The sequence below is a fragment of the Variovorax terrae genome (genome assembly GCF_022809125.1).
GTDB classification, from domain to species: Bacteria; Pseudomonadota; Gammaproteobacteria; order Burkholderiales; family Burkholderiaceae_C; genus Variovorax_A; species Variovorax_A terrae.
The window spans coordinates 1,098,920-1,121,175 of sequence record NZ_JALGBI010000001.1; the positions used below are offsets into that span (position 1 = coordinate 1,098,920).

Consider the following 22,256-nt stretch of genomic DNA (forward strand, 5'->3'; position numbering starts at 1 on the left):
ATGATCCTGTCACGCCGCCGCCGGCCCCTGGCCGAACGCCTGATCCTGCCCGCCCTGCTGGGCGCCGCCAGCCTTGCCGCCTTGCCCGCTGCCGCCCAGGCGCCCCAGCTGCCGCCGCCCGATGCGGTCAGCCTGGACAAGCTCGGCTACATGAGCACCTTCCCGCCCACGCCCGAGCAGCGCGTGGACCTCACCAACTCCTACAAGTACCCGCAGCTGCGCTGGACCATGCAGCACCTGCGCGAGCTGGTGCCCACGCACAACATCCGCCGCGGCGCCGCGCCGGCCTCGGCGCTGCCGGCCGCGCCCAAGCCGCTGGACGGCTATGTGTTCGAGGACGACAAGGGCCAGAAGATCACGGTGGCCGACTGGCTCAAGGCCACCTACACCGACGCCATCGTGGTGCTGCACAAGGGCCGCGTGGTCTATGAGCGCTACGACAACCAGATGAAGCCCTCGTCGCCGCACCTGCTGTTCTCGGTCACCAAGTCGTTCACCGGCCTGATGGCCGCGCAGCTGGTGCATGACGGCAAGATCGACGACCAGGCGCTGGTGACGAAGTACGTGCCAGAACTCGCCGGCAGCGCCTGGGGCGACATGAAGGTGCGCGAGGTGATGGACATGACCGGCGCGGTGCGTTTCCGCGAGGTCTACACCGATCCGACGACCGAGATCTTCGGCTACAGCTGGTCCAGCGGCCTGCTGCCGCGCCCGCCAGGCTACCAGGGCGCGACCAACATCTACGACTTCCTCAAGACGCTGAAAAAAGAAGGCGAGCACGGCGCAGGCTTCACCTACCGCACGGTGCACTCCGAAGTGCTGGGCTGGATCGTCTCGCGCGTCACCGGCCGGCACTGGGCCGACCTGATGAGCGAGAACATCTGGCAGAAGCTCGGCATGGAGGAAGACGCCTACGTGATGGTGGATTCGGTCGGCACGCCGCTGCAGGGCGCGGGCCTGAATGCCACGGCGCGCGACCTGGCGCGCGTGGGCGAGATGCTGCGCCTGGGCGGCAGCTTCAACGGCCAGAAGATCTTCGACAAGGCGGTGATCGACGATACCGCCAAGGGCGGCGACCGCGAGAAGTTCAAGGCCGGCGGCATGCCGTTCCGCCCCGGCTACAGCTACCGCAACCAGTGGTGGATCCTGCACAACGCCGACGGCGCCTACGAGGCCTCGGGCATCCATGGCCAGATGATCCACATCAACCCGGCCGCCGAGATGGTGGTGGTGAAGCTCTCGTCGCACCCGGTGGCGGGCGCCGGCTTCACGCATCCGCTCACGCTCAAGGCCTGGGCGGCGCTGGCGCAGGCGGTGCGGCAGTAAGGGCCTGTTGCTGAGTTCTGGCCAGGCTACGGGCCGGCCAGCTTCAGGTTCGGGCTGTCCAGCCCGAACAGCCGGTGCAGCGCCTCGCGGTACTGGGCCTGCCCCACCGCGTTGGTGTTGTGGTGCGAGCCGCCCGGCACCAGCACGAACTCCTTGGGGCCTTGCGCCGCGTCGTACAGCTTGCGGCCCAGCTCGGGCTTGACCACGCTGTCGGCCGAGCCGTGCACCACCAGCAGCGGCGAGCCGATGTCGCGCACCCGCTGGATCGACTCGAAGCGCTGCGTGATCAGCCCGCCGACGGGCAGCCAGCCCCAGGGGTAGCTTCTCACCACGTCGGGGATGGAGCTGAAGGTGCCTTCGACGATGGTGCCGCGCTCGTCCTTCACCTCGGCGGCCAGCTCGATGGCGATGGCGCCGCCCAGCGAGTGGCCGAAGATGTAGCGCGGGCGGTCCGGGTATTTCGCGGCCAGCCAGCTCCAGGCGGCGCGGGCATCCTCGTAGGCCATGGTCTCCGAGGGCAGGCCGGCCGAGCTCTGGCCGAAGCCGCGGTAGTCGATGGCCAGCACCGAGAAGCCCAGCTCCTGCATGCGGCGGATGCGCGGCGCGGAGCCGGTGACGTTCCAGCGCGCGCCGTGCAGGTACAGCAGCACCGGCGCGGCAGGCCGGGTGGCCTCGTCGGCGGCCGCCAGCCACAGGCCGTGCAGCTTGGCCGGCTGGCCCGAGACCTGGGAGGGGAACTCGATCCAGACGTCGTCCATGCCCTCGGCCGTGAGGTTGCCCCAGGCGCGGTCGCTGGGCTGGAAAATCCAGGTGCGCTGCTTTTCGTCGAGCGTGGCGCAGCCCGTGAGCGCCGCCAGCAGCGCGAGGGCGGCGCCCAGATGTGCAACAAATTGCCAGCGTTTCATGGCCATGAGAGAGTGAAAGCAGCGGGGGAAGTTCGCAGTGTGAGGGGTTTTCGGCCTGAAAGCGTAACGCAGGCATGAAGTTGTGCAAAGCCCGGGCCGGCCTTTTCGCGCCGGCAGGTGCCGCCGGTAAGATGCCAGCCCATGAACGCCGCCCCCGCCACGCTGGACCGCCCCCAGACCCTGGGCGAGGAAATCGCCAACAGCCTGAGCCATGGCATGGGGCTGCTGCTGGCCCTGGCCGGGACGCCGGTGCTGGCCTGGTCCGCCGTGCGGCAGGGCGGGCCCGTGTTCACGGCCGGCACCAGCGTGTTCGCGCTCACCATGGTGCTGCTGTACGGCGCCTCCACGGTCTACCACGCGCTGCCGCACGGCCGCGCCAAGCAGGTGTTCAACGTGCTGGACCATTCGGCGATCTACCTGCTGATCGCGGGCACCTACACGCCCTTCACCCTGGGTGTGCTGCGCGGCGCCTGGGGCTGGACGCTGTTCGGCCTGGTCTGGGGCTTGGCGCTGTTGGGCGTGGCGCTCAAGGCCACCCGCCGCATGTCGCATCCCGTGCTGTCCACCGGCCTGTACCTGGCCATGGGCTGGCTGGTGCTGATCGCGATCAAGCCGTTGTACCAGAGCATTCCCGCGGCCGGCCTGGTGTGGCTGGTGGCCGGCGGGCTGGCCTACACCGCGGGCGTGCTGTTCTTCGTGGCCGATTCGCGCTGGCGCTACAGCCACTTCGTGTGGCATCTGTTCGTGATGGCGGGCACGGCCTGCCATTTCTTCGCGGTGCTCTGGTACGCGGCCTGACGCCGCCGTTGGAGGCCCTCAGCGCCCGCGCAGGAACAGCGCGTCGAGCTCGCGGATGCTGAGCTGGCGCCAGGTCGGCCGGCCGTGGTTGCACTGGTCGGAGCGCTCGGTTTCTTCCATCTGACGCAGCAGCGCATTCATCTCGTCGAGCGTGAGCCTGCGGTTGGCGCGCACCGCGCCGTGGCAGGCCATGGTGCCGAGCAGTTCGTTCTGGGCGCGCTGGATCACGGTGCTGGCGTCGTGCTGGGCCAGCTCGGCCAGCACGCTGCGTGCCAGCTCGACCGCGTCGCCCTGGGCCAGCGAGGTGGGCACGGCGCGCACCGCCAGGGTCCTGGGCGAGAACGGCGTGATCTCCAGGCCCAGGGTTTTGAGTGCCTCGGCGCCGGCCTCGGCCGTGGCTACTTCTTGCGGTGTGGCGGCGAAGGTGGCGGGGATCAGCAGCGGCTGGCTCGCGATGGCGGCTTGGTCCATCTGCGCCTTGAGCCGTTCGTAGACGATGCGTTCATGTGCCGCATGCATGTCCACGATGATCAGGCCCTGGGTGTTCTCGGCCAGGATGTAGATGCCCTGGAGCTGCGCGATGGCGCGGCCCAGCGGCCAGTCGCCGGAGGGCAGGGCGGCAAAGGCCGGCGCGGGGGAGGGCGCAGCCTGCGGCACGGCCCAGGCCGGCGCACCGGGCTCGGCGGCCTGCGGGCCCGCGGGTGCCGAGGGCTGCCACAGTGCGCCCAGGTCGGCGACCCGGTTTGCTCCTAAATTGATAGCTGATTGTGTCCAGGGCGCCTGGACCTCCGGCCGATTTGATTCAAAAAATGCGCTGGTGGAGGCCACCGGCGGCAGGGCGGCCGCTGCCGCGGCGCGTGGCGCGGCCAGCGCGTTCTCCACCGCGTGGCGCACGGCCTGGTGCACCTCGCGGCTGTCGCGGAAACGCACCTCGATCTTGGTCGGGTGCACGTTCACGTCCACGCGGGTCGGGTCGATCTCCACGTACAGCGCATAGACCGGCTGGCGCTGGCCGTGCAGCACGTCCTCGTAGGCGCTGCGCGCCGCATGCGTGAGCACCTTGTCGCGCACGTAGCGGCCGTTGACGTAGCAGAACTGCTGGTCGGCGCGCGAGCGTGCGGCGTCGGGGATGCCGGCGCGGCCGGTCACGCGCACCGCGCCGCCGGCGCCATGGTCCACCGCGACCGACTGCTCGATGAAATCCTCGCCCAGCACGTCGGCCAGGCGCTGGTCGCGTCCGGCCTCGCCGGGGCAGGCGCGCCACTGCTCGACCAGCTTGCCCTCGTGCCAGATCGCAAAGCCGACCTCGGGCCGCGCCAGCGCGTGGCGGCGCACGGCCTCGATGCAGTGGGCCAGCTCGGTGGCGTCGGTCTTGAGGAACTTGCGCCGCGCCGGGGTGCTGAAGAACAGCTCCTTGACCTCGACCGTGGTGCCGGTGCCGCGCGCCGCGGGTTTCAGCTCGCCGCTGCGCCCATCCAGGAAAAAAGCGCTCGATTGGCCGGATGTCCGCGACAGAAGGGCAAGTTCAGCTATCGAATTGATAGCGGCCAGGGCCTCGCCGCGAAAGCCCATGGTGCCCACCGATTCCAGCTCCTGCAAGCTGCTGATCTTGCTGGTGGCGTGGCGCTTCAGGGCCACGGGCAGCTCCTCGCGCGGAATGCCGCCGCCGTCGTCCTCGACCGAGATCAGGCGCACGCCGCCGGCCAGCAGCCGCACGGTGATCTGGGTGGCGCCGGCGTCCAGCGCGTTGTCCACCAGCTCGCGCACCACCGAGGCCGGGCGCTCCACCACCTCGCCGGCGGCGATCTGGCTGATCAGCTCGTCGGGCAGTTCACGGATGGGGCGGCGGGGGGAAGGGGAAAGGACGGCGTTCACAAAGGGATTCTAGGCGGCCGCCTGCCACCCTGCAGGGATAATGCCGGCCACAAGAGCCTGTGAGCAGGCTCCAAGGATCTTCATGGAACTGGTCAGCTTTCTCATCGATTTCATTCTCCACGTCGACAGGTACCTCGAAGTGTTCGTGCAGCACTACGGGCTGTGGGTCTACGCGCTGCTGTTCCTGATCGTGTTCGTCGAAACAGGCGTGGTGGTCATGCCCTTCCTGCCCGGCGACTCGCTGCTGTTCATCGTGGGCGCGCTGTGCGGCGCCGGGCTGATGAACCTGCCGCTGGCGGTGGCGGTGCTGCTGGTGGCGGCCGTGCTGGGCGACCAGTGCAACTACCAGATCGGGCGCTACTTCGGCCCCAAGGTGTTCCAGTGGGAGAACTCGCGCTTCTTCAACAAGCGCGCCTTCGACCAGGCCCACGCGTTCTACGAGCGCTATGGCGGCATCACCATCATCCTGGCGCGCTTCATGCCGTTCATCCGCACCTTCGCGCCCTTCGTGGGCGGGGTGGCCGCGATGAGCCGCGCCAAGTTCACGGCCTACAACGTGGCCGGCGCGCTGCTGTGGGTGCTGGGCATCTGCACCGCGGGCTATTTCTTCGGCAACCTGCCGTGGGTCAAGGCCAACCTGGACAAGATCATCTGGGCGCTGATCTTCATCCCGGGGCTGATCGCGATCTTTGGCGCCTGGCGCGGCTCACGCCAGGCCGCCAAAGCCTGAAAAACCGACTTCCCGCAGTGGGCGGCCAGCGGCAAAAACCCTGCTGCGAACTCAGCGCTATGCTGGCGGCATGAAGGCTCTTGCCGTCTGCCTGCTCACCCTCGCGTGCGCTGCTGCCCAGGCGCAGGTCTACCGCTGTGTCGAAGCCGGCACCGGCCGGATTTCCTACACCGATGAACATTGCCCCGTGGGCTCGGCGAACGGCTCGCGGCTGATCGAGGCGCGCAAGTCGCCCGAGGCGATCGAGCAGGAGCGCCAGCGGGCGCGCGAGGCGCAACAGCAGCAGTACCTGAGGCAGGAGCACGAGGCGCGCATGCAGAGCCTGGACGCCGAGCGGCAGCGCCAGGACGCGGCCACCGCGGCAGCGGCCGCCTGGGCGGGCGGCGCCGGATGCGCCGAAGCCCGGCGCGAGGCTGAGGCGATTGCCGGCCGCGCGGTCGGGCTCACGCTGGACAATCCCGAACTGGCCCAGGCCCAGTACCAGGCGGACCTGGCCTGTCTCGGGCCCGAGCAGGCGGCCCTCAATGCCCAGGCGTTCGGGGGCGGCTACTACGGCACCTCGCCGCTGATCGCGGGGGGCTGGTTCTACCGGCCCCATCGCGTGCGCTCATTCCGCTTCCATTCGGTGATGCCGCTGCCGCCTCAGCGCTGGCGCGGTGTCACGCGGATGTCCAGCGGCCGGCTGCGGTAGTCGGGCTGGAACCGGCAGGCGCCGCCGTAGCCAGCCACGAAGCCCGCGCAGCGCTGCGCCACCTGCTGCGGCGTGGGCTTGTCGCCCTTGTCGATCCAGTCCATCAGCGCACTCAGCAGGGCCGGGTATTCCGGGTCGTTCAGGTAGCTGTGCTCGGATTCGTCGCTGAAGGTCTGCACCAGCAGCGGCGCGGTGCCGGCGCGCTCCAGCGTCTCGCGGTAGGCGGTTTCCAGCTCGACGAAGGCCGTGGGGTCGTGGATGGCATGCAGCGTGAGCACCGGCACGTTGACGCGGCCCTCGGGGTTGCTGTCGCGCGCCAGATCGGCCACGGCAACGGGGTCGGCCGCGTAGCGCAGCACGCCGGCGTTGAGCGCGGCATCGTCGGCCGAACCCTGGTACACCGCGCCGACGTTGCCGAACGGGTTGCGCCCGCCCAGGCGCAGCTGGGTCAGGTCCTGGAACAGCCAGGTGGCCCAGTTCAGGTGGCCCATCAGCGAGCGCTCGGGGATCTTCACCACGTTCAGGAGGGTGGCCAGGTTGGCCTTCTGCTGCTCGCTGCGCTGCGCCGCGGGATGGCGCAGGCCGGTGCAGGCGTCCACCCGCGCGGCCAGCTCGGCGCGGGTGAGCGGGCTGTCCTGGGGCAGGCCCATCCACAGCGGGTAGGCGGGCTCATCGGGCTTCGGGTGGTTCTTGCAGACGTACTGGTAGACCACGCGCAGGTCGAGCCGGAAATCGTAGGCGCGGGTGCCACCGCCCAGCACGCCGCTGGTCAGCAGCACGCCGTCATAAGGGCCGCGCCGGCCGTCCACGGTGGCATAGAGCTCGGCGGCCTTGGAGGCCACGCCACCGCCGTAGCTCTGGCCGTGCAGCAGGGTGCGCCGCGGCGTGCCGAAGCGCTGCACGAAGATGCGGCGCAGGCGCTCGGTGTCCTCGGCGGCCATCGTCACGCCGTAGCCGCCGCGCCGGTAGGTGGAGCCGGCCCAGGCGTAGCCGGCCTTGACCGTGACGGCCCAGCGCTTGAGGTCTTCTTCGCTGCGCGCCAGCGTGGGCGCGCCGAGTTCGGGGCCGCCGTGGGCATGCATCACCAGCACCTGGTTCCAGGCCTGCGGCACGGCGATCCAGTAGAAGGCGCCTTCGCCGTCCTGGCCGGTGTAGCAGGCCGTGGCGGCCGGCAGTTCCTTCGGGCAGGCGGCGGCCTGCGGGCCGTCGGCCGCCGCCTGGGCGGCGGTGGCGAGCAGCAGCGCGGCGCAGGCGGGCAGCAGCCGCTGCAGGCGCGAAAGCGGTGTGGAGAGAACGGTCAATTGCGGACTCCGAGCAGGAAGGCGCTGGCACCGCTGGAGAAGTAGCCGGCCGCGCCGCTGTTGAAGAGAAGATAACCCGGCTGGGCTTCATCCGTCTGGGCCACGCCCAGAACCGGCGTGTCGTAGCTCAGGTTCAGCGGGCCCGAGGCGCCCAGCGAGAAGGCGCTGCCCACCACCGAGGCCGCCTGGTTGGTGCCGCCGTCCGTGCTGTTGAGCGTGTAGCTGCCGTCGCCGCCGCCCGAGAGGCTGGTGGCCTGCTTGGCGTAGAGGCGCAGCCCCGAGCTGCCGTCGGTGCCCCGCGTGAGCACCAGCGGCACCGGGCTGCCGCCGACCAGGCCGACCACGATCGAGCCCGTCACCGTGCCGCCGGTGGTGGGCGTGGACGGGCAGCCGGCGCCGCCGCAGGTGGAGGTGAGCTTCAGGTCGAAGGCGCGGCGCGTGGCATCGAACTGCAGGTAGCCCTTGCCGGCCGGGCTGCAGTTGGCGTCGTACATGATGAATCCGGGCGCCGGCGCGGCGGCCTGGCAGGTCTGCCAGGTGCCCGCGTTGCGGATCTTGCCGGTGCCGGCATAGGGCGTGGCGGTGCCGGTTGCGCTGTAGTCCACCCCGATGGCGTTGTAGTCGGTTGCGATGCTGTTGAAGCCGCTGCCGACCGTGGCGTTGGCGAAGGTGTCGCGGAAGGCGATCAGCGGCAGGTAGCCGCCGCCGCTGGCTGCGGCAACGCCGCCATGCACCAGGCCGCCGGCGCCGAACGTGAAGAGCGCGCCGCTCTCCGCGCTGGCGTAGCTGCAGTGGCCCTGGGCGAACAGGCTGCCGGTGCGCTGCGTGCCGGCGCTGCGCTGCAGGCTGGCGGTGAAGGTGATGGTGTACTTGAGGCTGGTGGGGTCGACCGCGAGCGTGAGTTCCTCGCCGCGCGTGTTGCCGCCCTTGTACTCGGTGAGGGCCACCGGCAGGTTGGCGCAGGCCAGCGGGTCGCCGGCATCGGCGACGCAGCTGTAGTTGACGGCGGCGTCCAGGCTGCCGCTGCCCTTGTACTTGGGGTAGGCCGGGTAGTGGCACAGCGGCCGGGTGCGGCCATAGGTGCCGGCCACGGCGTCATAGGCGACCATGGTGGCGGGGGCCAGGCCGCGCTCCACCCAGTTCTCCAGCGCCGCCAGCGAATCCCAGTTGGGAATGAAGACGCCCGTGCCGTGGCCCATGCCGGGCACGGTGTAGAAGCGCACGCCCTGGTCCACCGCGGCCTGGCCGACGGTGGCGATCACGCGCTGGAAGTAGTCGATGGTGGAGTTCGGGCTGATCACCTCGTCGGCCAGGCCGTGCAGCATGATCAGGCGGCCGCCGCGCGAGAGGAAGGCGGAAAGGTCGGGCTGGGTGGCGTCGGTCAGGGCCGACACGGCCTGCACGCGCTGGGTGTAGGCGCCCGGATCGAGCGGATCGAAGGTCAGCGAGTCCAGGCCGGGCACGCGCGTGACGAAGTACTTGGCCCACTGGTCGCCCGTCACGTACATGTTGGCGTCGGACGAGGTGGCGGGATTGCCGGGCACGCTGCGCGTGCCGAGGTCGCGCGTCGTGTAGGGGCCGGCCACCAGCGCGCCTTCGAGCAGGTTGTAGCCGCCGGCCCGGGTCACGTTGTTGGCCAGGCGGTAGCGCGTGAACTCCAGCGGCGATTCGATCGTGCGGATCGTTGCGAGCTGGGCATCGGACAGGCAGGTGTTGCCGGTGTCGGCGCCGCCCGCGCAGCGCAGCGAATTGAGGATCTGCGTGTTGAGCTGGCGGCAGCTTTCCACGTTGCTGATGATGCCGTCGGCCGCGCCGTCCAGCCGGTCGCAGGCGCCGAGCACCGTCTTCTGCACCAGCAGCGTCTTGGCCACGTTGACCCAGCCGGCGCCGCCGTTGAGGTAGAGCGCGCGGCCCACGGCCAGGTTGCTCAGCCGCGTGCCACTGTAGTTGAGCGCCGGTTCGTTGGCGATTACGCCGTCGTAGTCGGCGGGCCAGCGCTGGATGTAGGCCAGCGCGTCGCGCCCGCCGGTGGAGGTGCCGAGGAAATAGGCTTTCGTGGGGTTCTTGCCGTAGCGCGCCCGGATCAGCCGCGCCGCCACGTCATGGGTTTTCTTCAGCGAGTTGCCGCCATAGTTGGCCAGCTCCTCGTCGTTCATCGCGAACCGGCCGTCGGTGATACTGCTGCTCTGGTGCCCCGAGTCGTCGCCATAGGTGGCGTAGCCCAGCGCCAGCGGCGCCGGCTTGTCGGCGGGGCCGAAGCGGATCGGCTCGGTGCCGTCGATCAGGCGGCCGTTGAAGCCGCCGCCGCCAAAATGGATGGCCTTGCCGTTCCAGTTGCTGGGCAGGTTGACCGCGAAATTGATGACCGAGGCCGTCGCGTCCAGCGGCTGGATGACGCCGCGCACCTGGCAGTAGTTGCCCAGCGTGTTGCCGGGCGCGTCGGCCGTGATGAAGGTGGCCGACGCCACCGAGGCGCCGCCCGAGGGCAGCGACAGCTCCGCGGCCGTGGCCGAGGCGCCATTGAGCGCGGCGCAGGCCGCTGCCGGCTCCACGGCGGGCGGCACGGTCGGCGGGGGCGGGGTGCCGCTGCCGCCGGCATCGTCCGCTGAGCTGAACGGGGTCCCGCTGCCGCCGCCGCAGGCGGCCAGCATCAGGCACAGGCTGGTGGCCGTGGCGGCCAGGGTGAGAGTCAGGCCGCGAGGGCGCTGGATAGGCATCGTGTGTCTCCGTCTGTTTCTTGAGGGCAGGCGCACGATAGTCACGGCTTCGCTGTACGTCAAATATACTGAGAACGTCATTTCGATATTTTTAAGATATGGAATCGCTCGAGCTGCGTCATCTGAGGTACTTCGTCGCCGTGGCGGACGCGAAGCACATGACGCGCGCGGCGGAAGGCCTGGGCATCCAGCAGCCGCCCCTGAGCCAGCAGATCCGGGCGCTGGAAGACCATCTGGGCGTGAAGCTCTTTGTGCGGCACCCGCGCGGCGTGGCGCTGACGGACGCCGGCGGCCTCTTTCTGGCAGAGGCGCGCCGCCTGTTGCAGGACGTGGCTGCCGCGGAGCAGCGCATGGCGCGCCTGGCACGCGGCGAGGAGGGCTTGCTGAACGTCGGCTTCACCAGCTCGGCGGCGGCGCATGTGTTCACGCCCGCGGCGCTGCGGGCCTGCCGCCGCGAGCATCCGGGCATCGCGCTTGCGCTCAGCGAGTGCAACGCTGCCGAGATCACGGAGTCGGTGGCCGCCTCGCGCCTGCATTGCGGCCTGCTGCGCGTGCCGGTGGCGCGTCCCGCGGGCCTGGCCTTCCAGACCCTGCTGCGCGAGCCCGTGGTCGTGGCGCTGCCGATCGACCACCCGCTGGCCGGGCGGCCCGGCACGCGCCGGCCGCTGTCCCTGCGCGATCTGGCCGGCGAGAAGCTCATCCTGGTCCGCCGGCCGGGCGCGCCAGGCCTGTACGGCAACCTGCTGGCGCTGTTCGAGGAGAAGGGGCTGCGCCCGCAGGTCGCCGCCGAGGTGGAGCGCATGATGACCAACCTGAACCTCGTGGCGGCGGGTGTCGGGGTCTCGGTGGTGCCCGCCTCGATGCAGGGCCAGCATCCGCATGCCATCGTCTACCGGGCCCTGGCGGAGAGCGCCCGGCTGGACGCGCCGTTGACGCTGGTGTACCGGGAGGCCGATTGCGCGGGGCCGACGGCCAGCTTCCTGGCGCTGATGCGGCGGATCGCTGCCGAATGGACCGGGGACCTGCGGCCATGAGCGCGATGCTCCGGCGCACTGCACTGGCGGCCCTGCTGGCCGCGCCGCTGGCCGTGCGCGCGGCGCCCTGGCCGGCGCGCGCCCTGCGCATCCTGGTGGTCTATCCCTCCGGCGGGCTGAGCGATGGCATCGCGCGGGCGCTGGCCGATGACATGGCCGCCGCGCTGGGCGTGCCCGTGGTGGTGGAGAACCGGGCGGGCGCGGGCGGCGCCGCAGGCATGGAAGCCCTGGCCCGCGAGGCGCCTGACGGCTACACGCTTGCCTTTTCCGCCATCAGCCCGCTGACGCTGCGGCCGCACCTGGCCTCGGCACGCTACCAGCCGCTCAAGGACATCGCCCCGGTGGCCAGCATCATGTACACGCCCGTGCTGCTGGTCGGCACCCCGGCCTTCAAGGGCAACAGTTTTCAGGACCTGCTGCAGGAGGCCCGGGCGAATCCGGGCGGCCTGCGCTGGGCTTCCTCGGGCCAGGCCACGGCCGGGCACCTGGTGATGGAGCAGGTGCGGATCCAGAGCGGCACCCGGATCACGCACATTCCCTACAAGGGCGGCGGGCAGCAACTCAACGATGCGCTCAGCGGCCAGTTCGAGCTGCTGTCCACCAACATGGGGACGGCCCAGCTCGGCTACATCCGCGCCGGCCGTCTCAAGCCGCTGGCCGTGGGAGCACCCACGCGGCTGGACGCGCTGCCCCAGGTGCCAACCTTCACCGAGCTGGGTTTTCCGCTGGCCAACCAGGTATCCCTGTTCGGCGTGTTCGCGCCCGGCGCCACGCCGGCCGAGGTGCTGGACCGGCTCAACGCGCTGTTCAACCGCATCCTGGCGCAGCCGGCCTTCCGGCAGCGCCTGCTGGCCGCCGACAACGTGCCGGCGGGCGGCACGCGCGCCGCCTTCGCGGACGAGATCGCCACCCAGTACGAGATCAACGGCCGCATCGTCAAGGCGGCCGGGATCCGCCTCGAGTAGCCGGGAACAAGGGGGTTGGGGGTAATTGCTAAGTAAGCGTATGATTTCCCGATCACGCGACACCAGGAGACCCTCATGAACGCACCGCAGGCCCTGTCGCGGTGGAGCCAGCCCGGTTCCAGCCGCGTGCCCTTCTGGGCCTACACCGACGCGCAGCTCTACCAGCGCGAACTCGACAACATCTTCTACGGCAAGCACTGGTGCTACGTCGGCCTCGAGGTCGAGATTCCCCAGGTCGGGGACTACCGGCTGAGCTGGGTCGGCGAGCGCCAGGTGATCATGGTGCGCGACCGCGTGGCCCCGAAGGACCGGGGCACCGACACCGGCGTCCGCGTGGTGGAGAACCGCTGCGCGCACCGCGGCGTGCGCTTCTGCCAGCAGCCGCACGGCACGGCGCGCAGTTTTGTCTGCCCCTACCACCAGTGGACCTACAAGCTCAACGGCGACCTCGCGGGCCTGCCGTTCAAGGACGGCGTGAAGGACGGCGAGTGCGTCAATGGCGGCATGCCGCCGGGATTCGACATCAAGGACCACGGCTTGACCAAGCTGCGTGTGGCGGTGCTGCACGGGCTGGTGTTCGCCAGCTTCAGCGACGAGGTGGAGCCGCTGGAGGACTACCTCGGCCCGCAGGTGATGCCCTGGCTGAACCGCATCTTCCAGGGCCGGCAGCTCACGCTGCTGGGCTACAACCGCCAGCGCATCCCGGGCAACTGGAAGCTGATGATGGAGAACATCAAGGACCCCTACCACCCGGGGCTGCTGCACACCTGGTTCGTCACCTTCGGCCTGTGGCGCGCCGACCAGAAGAGCCGCATGGTGATGGACGCCCACGGCCGGCACGCGGTGATGATCTCGCGCCGCAATGACGGCGGCGAGAACAAGACCGTCACCGAGGGCGTGACCAGCTTCAAGGCCAACATGGCGCTGAACGACGACCGGCTGCTCGACGTCGTGCCCGAGCCCTGGTGGAAGGTGCCCGACCCGTCGAATCCGGGCAGCGAGATCATGCCGACCGTGACCATGATCACGCTGTTCCCGAGCCTGATCATCCAGCAGCAGGTCAACTCGTTGAGCACGCGCCACATCGTGCCGCGCGGCGAAGGGACGTTCGATTTCGTCTGGACGCATTTCGGCTTTGCCGACGACACGCCCGAGATGACGCGCCGGCGCCTGCGCCAGGCCAACCTGTTCGGCCCGGCCGGCTTCGTGAGCGCGGACGATGGCGAGGTGATCGAGTTCAGCCAGGACGGCTTCCGGCAAGGCGGCGAGGGCGGGGCCACGCTGTGCGAGCTCGGCGGCACCGGTACCGAGGCGACCGAGCACATGGTCACCGAGACGCTGATCCGCAGCATGTATGCCTACTGGAAGAAGGTGATGGCGGTATGAGCCTGGAACACTTGCAGCGGCAGTTCGAGGTCGATCAGCTCAACGCCGCCTATGCCGCGGCGCTGGACGGACAGCGCTTCGAGGACTGGCCCGGCTTCTTCGTGCCCGAGGGGCGCTACACCGTGCAGGCGCGCGAGAACTTCGACCGCGGGCTGCCGCTGGCGCTGATGGCGCTGGAAAGCCAGGGGATGATGAAGGACCGCGTGTATGGCGTCACCCAGACGATCTACCACGGCCCCTACTACATGCGGCACGTGGTGAGCCCGGCGCGGATGCTGGCCGTCGAGGGCGGCGTGATTCGGGCCGAGGCGAACTATGCGGTGTTCCGGACGCGGCCCGGCGGGGTGAGCGAGGTCTACAACGTGGGCCGCTACATCGACGAGATCGTGCAGACCCCGGAGGGGATGAAATTCAGGAGCCGCCTGTGCGTCTATGACAGCGAGATGGTCCTGAATTCGCTGATCTATCCGATCTGAGCACAGCGGCGGCACCCCAAGCGGTGCGCTGGGGCCAACCGCGGCGATTTAGCGGCGATTCTTGCTCAGCTCGTTGCCGATCAGGGCGCCGGCGGCTGCGCCGCCGACGGTGCCGGCCGTGCCCAGGCCCACGGAGCTGCCGACCACCCCGCCCACCACGGCGCCGGTGGCCGTGCCGATCTGCTGGCGGCTCGGGTTGGAGGCGCAGCCAGATAGCGCCACCAGCGATGCGGCCGCGATGGCCATCAGGAGTTTCGTCTTCATGTCGTTCACCCTTTCCAGGTTTCATGCAGGCCAGCGGTCGAGCCGGTCCCGTCAAACGAGGCGGTTCGACCGGCCTGTACATGGACTTTAGGTGCGGGGCAGGCCGGAGGCTGTAGGAGAAGGCCCCGGCGGCCCGTGGGCGCATCCCGCCCTTTCGCGAGCGGGTGGCCCGACACGGCCCCGGGAGAGGGCCGCGCCATGCCCGCGAGCCCGGTGGGGCCGCGCGGGCGTGCGGGGCGTGCGGCGGTCAGCGGCGGCGCTGGTTGCCTCCCAGTTCGTTGCCGATCAGCGCGCCGGCCGCGGCACCACCGACCGTGCCCACCGTGCCCAGGCCCAGCGAACTGCCCACCACCCCGCCGACCACCGCGCCGGCGGCGGTGCCCACCTGCCGCGGTGTCGGGTTGGAAGCGCAGCCGGTCAAGGCCAGCAGGGTCGCCGCGGTCGCGGCCATCAGGAATTTCATTTTCATTTCGTCTACCGTTTCGTTGAAGGAACAGGCTGCGCCTGCATGCGCAGCGCCTGTGCCCCGACTCTAAGGGCGGGCAAGGCGCCCACCCGCAGGAAAACATCGATACCGCGTATCAGTGGGTGTCGCGATGTAACGGGCGCAGGGCCGCCGGCCCGTGTATCAGTTGGTGCTTCGCACACCCGTGACAGTGAACGCAGGCGCAGGCGCAGGCCAGGGCCACCGCGGAACCGGCTTTGCCGGGCCGCCGGTGGCGCCCCCTTGGGGGGAGGCGCCGCAGGCGCTTCGGGGGGGAACTCTACAACGGCCGGCTGCGCGCCAGCGGCGGGTTGCGGGCGAAGTAGCGCTGGATGCCGCGCATGATGGCGTCGGCCAGTTGCTCCTGGTAGTCGTCGCTGCGCAGCTTGGCCTCTTCCTCGGGGTTGCTGATGAAGGCGGTCTCCACCAGCACGCTAGGAATGTCGGGCGCCTTCAGCACCGCGAAGCCGGCCTGCTCGACCCGCGGCTTGTGCAGCTTGGCGATGTTGCCGATCTCACCCAGCATCGCGCTGCCGAGCTTGAGGCTGTCGTTGATCTGGGCCGTGGTGCTCATGTCGAGCAGGGCCCTCTGCACCTGCGCGTCCTTGGCCCGCACATTGATGCCGCCGATCAGGTCGGCCTTGTTCTCCTGGTCTGCCATCCAGCGCGCGGCCGTGCTCGAGGCCGCGCCGTTGCTGAGCGCGAACACGCTGGCGCCGCGAGCGCTGGGCGTGAAGAAGGCATCGGCATGGATGCTCACGAACAGGTCGGCCTGCACCCGGCGCGCCTTCTGCACGCGCACACCCAGCGGCACGAAGAAGTCGGCATCGCGCGTGAGGAAGGCGCGCATGCTGTTGCCGTTCACCGTGGTGGCGTTGATGCGTTCGCGCACGCGGTGGGCGATCTGCAGCACCACGTCCTTTTCGCGCGTGCCGCTCGGGCCGATGGCCCCGGGGTCTTCGCCGCCGTGGCCGGGGTCGAGCGCGATGATGATCAGGCGGTCGGTTTTTGCGGCGACGGCGCCCTCCGCCGGGTTTTTGGTGTCATTTGGGGCCGATGTCCGCGTCGCGCGGTCTTTGTCTGCTATCGAATTAGGAGTGGCCGGGCGCGGCTCGGAAGCCGCGGGCTTGCGTGTCTGCTGCACGATCAGCTCGCCCAGCGGATCGCGGGTGCTGCCGGCCGAGCCTGACGACGCGAGGCCGGCGCTGGCCGCCTGGCGTGCGCCGTCGGCCTGCTGCCTGTCCTGCAGTCGCTCGGCGATCAGCGCCTCGAGCGGATCGGCCGCCTGCGTGGGATAGAGGTCGAACACCAGCCGGTGCTGGTAGGCCGCGATCGGGGGCAGCGTGAAGACCTGCGGCAGCACGGGCTGCTTGAGGTCCACCACCAGCCGGACCACGCCGGGCGCGTTCTGCCCCACGCGGATGCCGCTGATGAACGGGTCGTCGGCCTTGACCTTTGCCACCAGCTCGCGCAGGGCGGGGTTGAGGTCGATGCCCTCGATGTCCACGGCCAGGCGCGGCGGGCTGGCCACGAAGAACTGCTTGGCGCTCAGCTGGCCGTCGGACTCGATGGTCACGCGCGAATAGTCTGGCGCCGGCCAGACCCGCACGGCCACGATGGTGGCGCCGCGCGCGATCTGCTGCGCGCCGAGCAGCAGCACCAGCGTGCCGCCCTGGAGCAGGTCACGGCGCTTCATGGCAGCAGTTCCAGGCCGGCAGGGGTCTGCGCGGTGAGGGTGACTTTTCGTGATTCATCGGCAGCGGTTTCTATCGTGACGGCCAGGTCGGCGCGCGGGATGTGGGCCTGCGCCTTCTCGGGCCACTCGGCGAGCTTGAGCCCCGGGCTCGCGAAGATGTCGCGAAAGCCCGCGTCCTCCCATTCGCGCGGGTCGTTGAAGCGGTAGAAATCGAAATGCCAGATCGCCAGGCCCGGCACCTCGTGCGGCTCCACCACGGCGTAGGTCGGGCTCTTGATGCGGCCCGGCACGCCCAGCGCGCGCAGCAGGTGCCGCACGAACGTGGTCTTGCCGGCGCCGAGTTCGCCGTGCAGTTCGATGAAGGCGTGGCGCAGGGCGGGCCGCGCGGCCAGGCGGGTGGCAAAGGCCCGGGTGTCGTCCTCGCTGTGCCAGACGACGGTGGCCGTCGCTTCGCGGGCAGCGGTTTCTACAATGGGCAGGTGACGTTCAGCAGCACTCAGATCGACAGTCCTCAGCTCGTTGGGCAGATCCAGGCCTGGGCCCGTGAACTGGGATTTTCCCAAATTGGCGTGGCCGGTGTGGATTTATCGTCCTCCGAGGCGGGTTTGCTTGAATGGTTATCGCTTGGCTTTCACGGCGAGATGGGCTACATGGCCCAGCACGGACTCAAGCGCGCGCGCCCCGCCGAGCTGGTGCCGGGCACCGTGAGCGTGATCACGGCGCGCATGGACTACCTGGCGGCCGCCACGCCCGAGGGCTGGCAGGCCGTCGAGTTCGCGCGCCTGCAGCGTCCGGCGGAAGGCATCGTCTCGATGTACGCGCGGGGCCGCGACTACCACAAGGTGCTGCGCTCCCGGCTGCAGAAGCTGAGCGACCGCATCGCGCAGCACATCGGTCCGTTCGGCCACCGCGTGTTCACCGATTCGGCCCCGGTGCTGGAGGCCGAGCTGGCGGCCCGCAGCGGCCAGGGCTGGCGCGGCAAGCACACGCTGGTGCTGAACCGCGAGGCCGGGTCGATGTTCTTTCTCGGCGAGATCTACATCGACCTGGCCCTGCCGCCCAGCGATCCGGTGTCGGCCCATTGCGGCAGCTGCCAGGCCTGCCTCGACATCTGCCCCACGCAGGCCATCGTGGCGCCGCACCGGCTCGATGCGCGGCGCTGCATTTCCTACCTGACGATCGAGCACGCCGGCCTGATTCCGCTCGAATTGCGCCCGCTGATCGCCAACCGCATCTATGGCTGCGACGACTGCCAGCTGGTCTGCCCCTGGAACAAGTTCGCGCAGCGCAACGCGCTGCCCGATTTCGACGAACGGGCCGGGCTCAGCGGCCAGCAGCTCACCACGCTCTGGGCCTGGCGCGAGGAGGATTTCCTGCGCCATACCGAAGGCAGCCCGATCCGGCGCATCGGCCACGAGCGCTGGCTGCGCAACATCGCGGTGGCCCTGGGCAACGCGCTGCGCACGGGCCCGGCGCAAGCCGAGGCCTTGCGTTCGGCGCTGCAGGCGCGCCGGCACAGCGCCTCGCCCCTGGTGCGCGAGCACCTCGACTGGGCGCTGATGCAATCCGCATCGCCGGACTGAACACCTGCGGCGCGCAGGAAGCGCCGCGGCCCGAGAGCGGCGGCACCCGCGGACTATAATTTTCCCTCTCTGCGAGCGGGCCGCGCGCATGCCTCCGCGCACTTGGCCGCCCGATCGATTTCCCCCTGTATTTCCCGGAGATATCAAAGATGTTCAAGGCAAGCAAGACCGCACTGGGCGCGGCACTGGGCGCTATGGCGATGGCCGCGGCTTTTTCCGCGCCGGCCTGGGCGGCCGACAAGGCCGTGGCGGTGACGGCGATCGTCGAGCACCCCGCGCTCAATGCCATCCGCGACGGCGTGAAGGATGAGCTCAAGGCCCAGGGCTACGAGGCCGGCAAGAACCTCAAGTGGGAATACCAGAGCGCCCAGGGCAACCCCGGCACGGCCGCGCAGATCGCGCGCAAGTTCATCGGCGACAAGCCCGATGTGATCGTGGCGATTGCCACGCCGTCGGCGCAGGCCGTGGTGGCCGCGACCAAGAGCCTCCCCCTGGTCTACAGCGGCGTGACCGACCCGGTGGCCGCGCAGCTGGTCAAGGACTGGAAGCCTTCGGGCACCAACGTGACCGGCGTGTCCGACCAGCTCGTGCTGGAAAAGCAGATCGAGCTGCTCAAGAAGGTGGTGCCCGGCGTCAAGCGCCTGGGCATGGTCTACAACCCCGGCGAGGCCAACTCGGTGGTGGTGGTCAACGAGTTCAAGAAGCTGCTGCCCGCGCACGGCATCACGCTGGTGGAGGCCGCGGCGCCCCGTACGGTGGACATCAGCTCCGCCGCCAAGAGCCTGATCGGCAAGGTGGACGCGATCTACACCAACACCGACAACAACGTGGTGTCGGCCTACGAGGCGCTGGTCAAGGTGGGCAACGACGCCAAGATCCCGTTGATCGCCTCCGACACCGACAGCGTCAAGCGTGGCGCCATTGCGGCCCTGGGCATCAACTACTACGACCTGGGCCGCCAGACCGGCAAGGTGGTGGTGCGCATCCTCAAGGGCGAGCAGCCCGGCGCGATCGCCTCCGAAACCAGCGACAAGCTCGAACTGTTCGTCAACACCACGGCGGCCGAGAAGCAGGGCGTCAAGCTGCCGGCCGATTTCCTGAAGTCGGCCAAGACCATCATCAAGTAGGCTGCGGCCGTCTCGCGCGGCGGGCGTCCGGCCCGGCTGCGCGGCCCGATCCTCCGGCGACCAAGCGACATGACCTTCTATTCCTTCCTCGGCTCGCTGGAAATCGGCCTGATCTTCAGCCTCGTTGCGCTCGGGGTGCTGATTTCCTTTCGCATCCTCAATTTCCCCGACCTGACCGTTGACGGCAGCTTCCCGCTGGGCGGCGCCGTGGCGGCTACCATGATCGCCGCCGGCGCCAACCCGTTCCTCGCCACCGCCGTGGCGGTGCTGGCGGGCGCGCTGGCCGGGCTGCTGACCGGCTGGTTCAACGTGCGCCTCAAGATCATGGACCTGCTGGCCGGCATCCTGCTGATGACGGCGCTGTACTCGATCAACCTGCGCATCATGGGCAAGCCCAATGTGCCGCTGATCACCGAGCCGACCGTCTTCACGCTGCTGCTGCCCGAGCTGCTGCCCGACTATGTCGAGCGCCCGCTGGTGCTGCTGGTCGTGGTGATCGCGGCCAAGCTGCTGCTCGACTGGTTCTTTTCCTCCCAGATCGGGCTGGCGCTGCGCGCCACCGGCGCCAACCCGCGCATGGCCCGGGCCCAGGGCGTGCCGACCGGCCTGGCCACGATGGCGGGGCTGGCGCTGTCCAACGCCCTGGTGGCGCTGGGCGGCGCGCTGTTCGCGCAAAGCCAGGGCGGGGCCGATATTTCCATGGGCATCGGCACCATCGTGATCGGGCTGGCGGCCGTGATCATCGGCGAGAGCATCCTGCCCGCGCGCCGGCTGGTCTGGGTCACACTGGCGGTGATCCTGGGCGCCATCCTGTACCGCTTCTTCATCGCGCTGGCCCTCAACAGCGACCTGATCGGCCTCAAGTCGCAGGACCTGAACCTGGTGGCGGCCCTGCTGGTGACCTTCGCGCTGGTGCTGCCGATGCTCCGGCGCAAGTGGCGCTCCGGGCGCGGGGCGGGGGGCTGACATGCTGCACGCCAAGGACCTTCGCGTCACCTTCAACCCGGGCACGCCGATCGAGAACAAGGCGCTGCGCGGCCTGAGCCTGGACATCCCGGCCGGCCAGTTCGTCACCGTGATCGGCTCCAACGGCGCTGGCAAATCCACGTTCCTGAATGCGATCTCGGGCGACCTGCTGATGGACGAGGGCCGCATCGAGATCGACGGCGTGGACGTCAGCCGCCGCCAGGCCTGGCAGCGCGCCGACCTGGTGGCCCGGGTCTTCCAGGACCCGATGGCCGGCACCTGCGAGGCGCTCACGATCGAGGAGAACATGGCGCTGGCCATGTCGCGCGGCGAACGCCGGGGCTTCGGCTTCGCGCTGAACCGCCGCCTGCGCGAGCTGTTCCGTGAGCGGCTCTCGATCCTCAACCTCGGCCTCGAACACCGGCTGACCGACCGCATCGGCCTGCTGTCGGGCGGGCAGCGGCAGGCCGTGAGCCTGCTGATGGCCTCGCTCAAGCCCTCGCGCATCCTGCTGCTGGACGAGCACACGGCCGCTCTCGACCCGAAGACCGCGGCGTTCGTGCTGGAGCTGACCGACCGGATCGTGCGCGAGAGCCGGCTCACGGCCATGATGGTGACGCACAGCATGCGCCAGGCGCTGGACCACGGCGACCGCACCGTGATGCTGCACCAGGGCCAGGTGGTGCTCGACGTGGCGGGCAGCGAGCGCGCCGGGCTCGACGTGCCCGACCTGCTGCGCCTGTTCGAGCGCACGCGCGGGGAGAAGGTCTCCGACGACGCGCTGCTGCTGGGCTAGGCGCCTGTGAACAGTCCCTGACTCCCGCAGGCCCGCGCCTCGCGCGGCGCCATCCCGTAGCGCCGCCGGAACATGTGGCTGAAGCCTGAAGCGTCCAGAAAGCCGCAGCGCAGGGCGATGCCCGCCAGGCTGAGCCGGGCGTTCGCCGGCGAGGCCAGCAGCCGGGCGGCGGCTTCCAGTCGCGCTTCCCAGATGCGCTGCGTGATGCCCTCGCCCTTGCCCTCATCGCCATGCAGGCGGAAGGCCCGGTACAGCGTGGCGCGCGAGCAGCCCAGGGCCTGGGCCAGCGCGTCGGGCGTCAGCGCGGGGTCGGCACAGCGCGCTTCGATCAACTGGCAGGCGGCGTGGTACAACCCGGTGTGCTGCGGCGCGGCCCGGTGGGCCTCGCTCGCTGAACGCAGCGCCAGCAGCGCGACGTCCGTGCAGGCGGAGATCAGGACGATGCGTTCCTCGGGCGCCATGCGCCGCGCGTTGGCGGCGATCGCCCGCATCTGCGCGCGCAGCGCGGCACCCACGCCGCTGGCCAGCAGCCCTTGCGCCGGCACCTGCCGTGGCACCTGGCCCAGCGCCTCGATCACCCGTTCGCGCGGCAGAAACAGCGACAGCGTGCTGTGGCGCGGCATGTGGAAGCGGATCGGTTCGGCCGAATCGACGAAATAGCCCATGCCCGCGCGCAGCCGCTGCACCTGGCCCTGGTGCTCCACCACGCAGCCGCTGCCCTGGGTGATGAGGTTGATGCTCAGGTAGTCCACTCCGTCGCGCGCCGCTTGCGCGGGGGTGCGCTCGGCGATCAGGCCGTCGGAGATGTTCTCCATCAGGTGCGTGTCAAGTCCCAGGATGCGCTGAATGTGGAGATCGAAGGGGCGTTCCCGCCCTTCGTCCGGGCGCTGCAGCGTCATGCGTCCGAGGTGGGCGGCGCGCACGGCCTCGAAGCGCTCGCGGTGGGGAATGGGGCCGGTCGAGAAGGTATGGAGCTGGCCCGGCACGCCCGCGTGCGAACGGGTGTGCGGCAGCCGGTTGACCAGGGGGCCGAGCTGGCGGGTGGCAGTCATGGCGGTACGGAGCTCATGTACGGCTGTGTCGTGAAGGCCCGCCACATTGAGACGCCGCATCAAGAGCGTGGCGGTGGGGTTTTT

At 69.9% G+C, this 22,256-nt stretch carries 21 protein-coding genes; 12 read left to right on the top strand and 9 right to left on the bottom strand.

From position 1 onward, the window contains the following. Window positions 1-1,326 (top strand): serine hydrolase domain-containing protein, encoded by a 1,326-nt coding sequence (locus MMF98_RS05165; protein WP_243304997.1) that lies wholly within the window; start codon window positions 1-3, stop codon window positions 1,324-1,326. A 26-nt stretch (window positions 1,327-1,352) separates the two neighbouring features. Here MMF98_RS05165 and MMF98_RS05170 read toward each other — a convergent pair whose 3' ends face one another. Then, complete coding sequence (locus MMF98_RS05170; RefSeq protein WP_243304998.1) at window positions 1,353-2,231, bottom strand: alpha/beta hydrolase; 879 nt, start codon at window positions 2,229-2,231, stop codon at window positions 1,353-1,355. A gap of 141 nt (window positions 2,232-2,372) precedes the next feature. On the opposite strand from MMF98_RS05170, the gene trhA reads away from it, so the two are divergent. Next, window positions 2,373-3,029, top strand: coding sequence for a PAQR family membrane homeostasis protein TrhA (gene trhA / locus MMF98_RS05175; RefSeq protein WP_243305000.1), 657 nt, complete (start codon window positions 2,373-2,375; stop codon window positions 3,027-3,029). A gap of 18 nt (window positions 3,030-3,047) precedes the next feature. On the opposite strand, the gene mutL is transcribed toward trhA, so the two are convergent. Further along, complete coding sequence (gene mutL, locus MMF98_RS05180; protein WP_243305002.1) at window positions 3,048-4,904, bottom strand: DNA mismatch repair endonuclease MutL; 1,857 nt, start codon at window positions 4,902-4,904, stop codon at window positions 3,048-3,050. 82 nt (window positions 4,905-4,986) lie between these two features. Here mutL and MMF98_RS05185 point away from each other — a divergent pair, with 82 nt between their 5' ends. Further along, window positions 4,987-5,634 carry a DedA family protein gene (locus MMF98_RS05185; RefSeq protein ID WP_243305004.1) on the top strand — a complete coding sequence of 216 codons (648 nt, stop codon included), beginning with the start codon at window positions 4,987-4,989 and terminating at the stop codon, window positions 5,632-5,634. A 70-nt stretch (window positions 5,635-5,704) separates the two neighbouring features. Further along, entirely contained in the window at window positions 5,705-6,325 is a 621-nt protein-coding gene (locus tag MMF98_RS05190) for a DUF4124 domain-containing protein (protein WP_243305007.1), read from the top strand. Here the strand turns inward: MMF98_RS05190 and MMF98_RS05195 are convergent. Next, window positions 6,277-7,626, bottom strand: coding sequence for an alpha/beta hydrolase family protein (locus MMF98_RS05195; protein ID WP_423837567.1), 1,350 nt, complete (start codon window positions 7,624-7,626; stop codon window positions 6,277-6,279). The two genes, MMF98_RS05190 and MMF98_RS05195, sit on opposite strands and share 49 nt — an antisense overlap. Beyond that, window positions 7,623-10,343, bottom strand: coding sequence for a tannase/feruloyl esterase family alpha/beta hydrolase (locus MMF98_RS05200; RefSeq protein WP_243305010.1), 2,721 nt, complete (start codon window positions 10,341-10,343; stop codon window positions 7,623-7,625). The genes MMF98_RS05195 and MMF98_RS05200 overlap by 4 nt, the downstream gene beginning before the upstream one ends. 98 nt (window positions 10,344-10,441) lie before the next feature. Between MMF98_RS05200 and MMF98_RS05205 the strand changes: the two genes are divergently transcribed. The 4 genes from MMF98_RS05205 to MMF98_RS05220 all read left to right on the top strand — a co-directional run bounded on the left by MMF98_RS05205 (window position 10,442) and on the right by MMF98_RS05220 (window position 14,204). Continuing rightward, a complete protein-coding gene (locus MMF98_RS05205) occupies window positions 10,442-11,377 on the top strand; it encodes a LysR family transcriptional regulator (protein ID WP_243305012.1) in 936 nt (311 codons plus the stop codon). Further along, window positions 11,374-12,342: a Bug family tripartite tricarboxylate transporter substrate binding protein gene (locus tag MMF98_RS05210; protein WP_243305014.1), complete on the top strand. Its 969-nt coding sequence runs from the start codon at window positions 11,374-11,376 to the stop codon at window positions 12,340-12,342. The genes MMF98_RS05205 and MMF98_RS05210 overlap by 4 nt, the downstream gene beginning before the upstream one ends. 75 nt (window positions 12,343-12,417) lie before the next feature. Then, entirely contained in the window at window positions 12,418-13,728 is a 1,311-nt protein-coding gene (locus tag MMF98_RS05215) for an aromatic ring-hydroxylating dioxygenase subunit alpha (RefSeq protein ID WP_243305016.1), read from the top strand. Then, window positions 13,725-14,204, top strand: a complete 480-nt coding sequence (locus MMF98_RS05220; RefSeq protein WP_243305018.1) for an aromatic-ring-hydroxylating dioxygenase subunit beta — start codon at window positions 13,725-13,727, stop codon at window positions 14,202-14,204. Before MMF98_RS05215 ends, MMF98_RS05220 begins: the two co-directional genes overlap by 4 nt. A gap of 48 nt (window positions 14,205-14,252) precedes the next feature. On the opposite strand, the gene MMF98_RS05225 is transcribed toward MMF98_RS05220, so the two are convergent. The 4 genes from MMF98_RS05225 to tsaE form a co-directional block, all read right to left on the bottom strand. After that, entirely contained in the window at window positions 14,253-14,468 is a 216-nt protein-coding gene (locus tag MMF98_RS05225; protein ID WP_243305020.1) for a glycine zipper 2TM domain-containing protein, read from the bottom strand. 247 nt (window positions 14,469-14,715) lie between these two features. Further along, entirely contained in the window at window positions 14,716-14,937 is a 222-nt protein-coding gene (locus MMF98_RS05230) for a glycine zipper domain-containing protein (protein ID WP_243305022.1), read from the bottom strand. 295 nt (window positions 14,938-15,232) lie between these two features. After that, window positions 15,233-16,648, bottom strand: coding sequence for an N-acetylmuramoyl-L-alanine amidase (locus tag MMF98_RS05235; RefSeq protein WP_243305024.1), 1,416 nt, complete (start codon window positions 16,646-16,648; stop codon window positions 15,233-15,235). Beyond that, a complete protein-coding gene (gene tsaE, locus MMF98_RS05240; protein WP_243307308.1) occupies window positions 16,645-17,148 on the bottom strand; it encodes a tRNA (adenosine(37)-N6)-threonylcarbamoyltransferase complex ATPase subunit type 1 TsaE in 504 nt (167 codons plus the stop codon). Before tsaE ends, MMF98_RS05235 begins: the two co-directional genes overlap by 4 nt. Before the next feature lie 27 nt (window positions 17,149-17,175). On the opposite strand from tsaE, the gene queG reads away from it, so the two are divergent. From queG to MMF98_RS05260, 4 genes are all read left to right on the top strand, one after another. Further along, window positions 17,176-18,231, top strand: coding sequence for a tRNA epoxyqueuosine(34) reductase QueG (gene queG, locus MMF98_RS05245; RefSeq protein WP_243307309.1), 1,056 nt, complete (start codon window positions 17,176-17,178; stop codon window positions 18,229-18,231). Window positions 18,232-18,380: 149 nt separating this feature from the next. Continuing rightward, window positions 18,381-19,358, top strand: coding sequence for an ABC transporter substrate-binding protein (locus MMF98_RS05250; RefSeq protein ID WP_243305027.1), 978 nt, complete (start codon window positions 18,381-18,383; stop codon window positions 19,356-19,358). A 69-nt stretch (window positions 19,359-19,427) separates the two neighbouring features. Further along, window positions 19,428-20,324, top strand: coding sequence for an ABC transporter permease (locus MMF98_RS05255; RefSeq protein WP_243305029.1), 897 nt, complete (start codon window positions 19,428-19,430; stop codon window positions 20,322-20,324). Between the two features lies 1 nt (window position 20,325). Continuing rightward, window positions 20,326-21,120: an ABC transporter ATP-binding protein gene (locus MMF98_RS05260; protein WP_243305031.1), complete on the top strand. Its 795-nt coding sequence runs from the start codon at window positions 20,326-20,328 to the stop codon at window positions 21,118-21,120. On the opposite strand, the gene MMF98_RS05265 is transcribed toward MMF98_RS05260, so the two are convergent. After that, window positions 21,117-22,172 (bottom strand): helix-turn-helix domain-containing protein, encoded by a 1,056-nt coding sequence (locus MMF98_RS05265; protein ID WP_243305033.1) that lies wholly within the window; start codon window positions 22,170-22,172, stop codon window positions 21,117-21,119. The two genes, MMF98_RS05260 and MMF98_RS05265, sit on opposite strands and share 4 nt — an antisense overlap. Window positions 22,173-22,256 lie beyond the last annotated feature (84 nt).